The 2,273-nt window shown below is 45.5% G+C and carries 1 protein-coding gene and 1 pseudogene; both read left to right on the top strand.

Annotated features, from left to right (window positions below):
* Positions 1 to 151: 151 nt before the first annotated feature.
* Positions 152 to 1,675, top strand: a complete 1,524-nt coding sequence (locus Q0294_RS01855; protein ID WP_299460289.1) for an HTTM domain-containing protein — start codon at positions 152 to 154, stop codon at positions 1,673 to 1,675.
* Between the two features lie 190 nt (positions 1,676 to 1,865).
* Positions 1,866 to 2,273 (top strand): annotated as a pseudogene (locus Q0294_RS01860) (hypothetical protein); the annotation flags it as partial.

Below are 2,273 nucleotides of genomic sequence, written 5' to 3' on the forward strand. Positions count from 1 at the left end.
GCTGTCAAAGTACCAGAAAACAAGATCAGCCGCACGGCGTTAGCCGCGGTTAAAACCGACCTGGGTCAGGTTGCGGTCTTGGGAATCACATTCAAAACCAATAAATAAACACTACCTAGTGACGAGTTCCTGATAATCCCATGGTATTGAGATGATAGAACAAACAACTGTACCCGCCGTCTCAAGAGCACAAGCATTATCGTTAGCTGTCTTTCGTATTTGCTACGGAACCGTTCTGTTTATCGAAGTCTGCCATCTATATTACTTCAGGCATCTTATTCTGGATCCCGTGCCTTACCTTCAACCAGCCCCGTCGTTGTTGAATCTGCTGCTGGTTGCCTGGTTTGCTACGATACTCTGCGTCATCCTGGGATACAGAACCCTGTTAGCCTGTGTTTTGAATTATGGATTCACCGTAATTTTTCTCGGCATACTTCTCTACCCCGGCTTTGAGTACCATGTCGACTACGTTTATCTCGGCGTTAATTTTCTTCTCATGTTGATACCTGTCTCTGACCGGATTTCGATTGATTCATACAGAAAAACTCAAAAGCAGAAACCGTTGCCGCCCATTCGCAATTATTCCCTTTACATTAATACATTGCTCTTTGTCGGGATCGCGCTTGTTTATGCTGACTCCGTGTTTTTCAAAATGGGATCTTCAATGTGGCGCAGCGGTCTGGGGGTCTGGCTTCCCGCTTCATTACCGCAAAATTCCTGGTTTCCCGTACCACAAATTATGCTGGATCAAAAATGGTTAATGCTGTCCATGGGCTATCTGACCCTGGTTTTTGAAACCCTGTTCCCTTTTCTGATGTGGTGGCACCGTGCCCGCTTACCTTTGTTTGTGATCGGCGTCGGGTTACATTTTTCAATCGGATTCGTTTTTCCGATCCCATTTTTTGGACTGACTTATCTGTGTCTGTATTTACTACTCTTGCCGGTTTCTTGCTGGCAGTCTTTGGATCGCCTGTTGCAAAGATCGCGAAAAGAACAGCATTCAGAGCCGGAAGGTCAACTACCAACAAGTTCCATAGAATGGCCTCAGTGGGGAATCAGAGAGAAATTGACCTTGGCAACATTGTGTATTGTCACAGCACTTCAGGTCTGTTTCATCATCGGTAGATTTCCGCAGCTTCCTGAACACATTAAACCCGGCGCCCTGAAGCCGATTGCAAGTCTGGTCACTGATCCCTGCGTCTATCTCCGTAACAAACTCGCCAAGCCAGCCCGTGTTGCTCTGGGGGTAACGGACCACCCGGTCTTCATGGATCATCATTTTCAAAACTACAAGCGTCTTTATGCCATCCAATACAAGAATCCTGACGGAAAATCATCATTCTTGCCTGTTAAACTCAGTGATGGGCGGCCGGGAGCATATTTAACAGGACGACTCTGGGTCTGGTGGAACTGGCGCGTAAGTGGTCCCGATTTGTCGAAGGAGCGTTTTGAACTGGGACTGCAGAAATTGACTTCCTTCTGGGCGTTTAAAAATCAGGTTTCTCTCGACCATGCTGATTTCGAAATCCTGTCCAAACCAGTTCAGACACCGTCTGCATGGGAGCCGGGATATCTGACAGAGCAAAAGCGACAGAACTGGAAGGTTGTAGGGTACGTTACGTGGCGCGATAGTCAGTTTACTTTTTCATTGAAAAAGCAGGCTTTACATAACTAATTTCTGATAAATCATTTTCGTGTAATCGAGTTGTCATTCACGGGAAGTATTTTCTCAACCTCTCTCAACGAGACTTAACGGGATCTTACGTTTTTTCGAATTGACACTATTCTGCATGGTGAGATAAACATGACATTTTTTATATCCCGGCAAAATCCGAAACCCAAGTTGCGATAAAAGTGAATTAACTATGAAAGCTCATCGAGTTGCGATCACGGGAGTGAGCGGTGACGTTGGTTACGGCGCGATCAGAGGATTACGAGAGGGATATCCGGGTGTTTCGATTCTAGGCTTGGATTCCAGTACCGATTGTGCAGGTCTCCAATTATGTGACAGCTATGAAATTATGCCGCGTGTCGATTCCGATTCCTATATTTCGACCATTAAATCTGTGCTCACGAAACACAAAATAGAATTACTTATTCCAGGCATTGATAGTGAACTGGAACTTCTCTGTAAATATCGCGATGAAATCGAACGCGAGACAAGCACGTCCATATTGCTTTGCGATGATCATGCCTTACTCAAGTGTATCGATAAGTATAAAACAGCGACATGGCTTTACGAACTTGGTTTGCCTGCGTTGCATACCATTCCT

Source organism: uncultured Gimesia sp., from assembly GCF_937919775.1.
Classification (GTDB): Bacteria; Planctomycetota; Planctomycetia; order Planctomycetales; family Planctomycetaceae; genus Gimesia.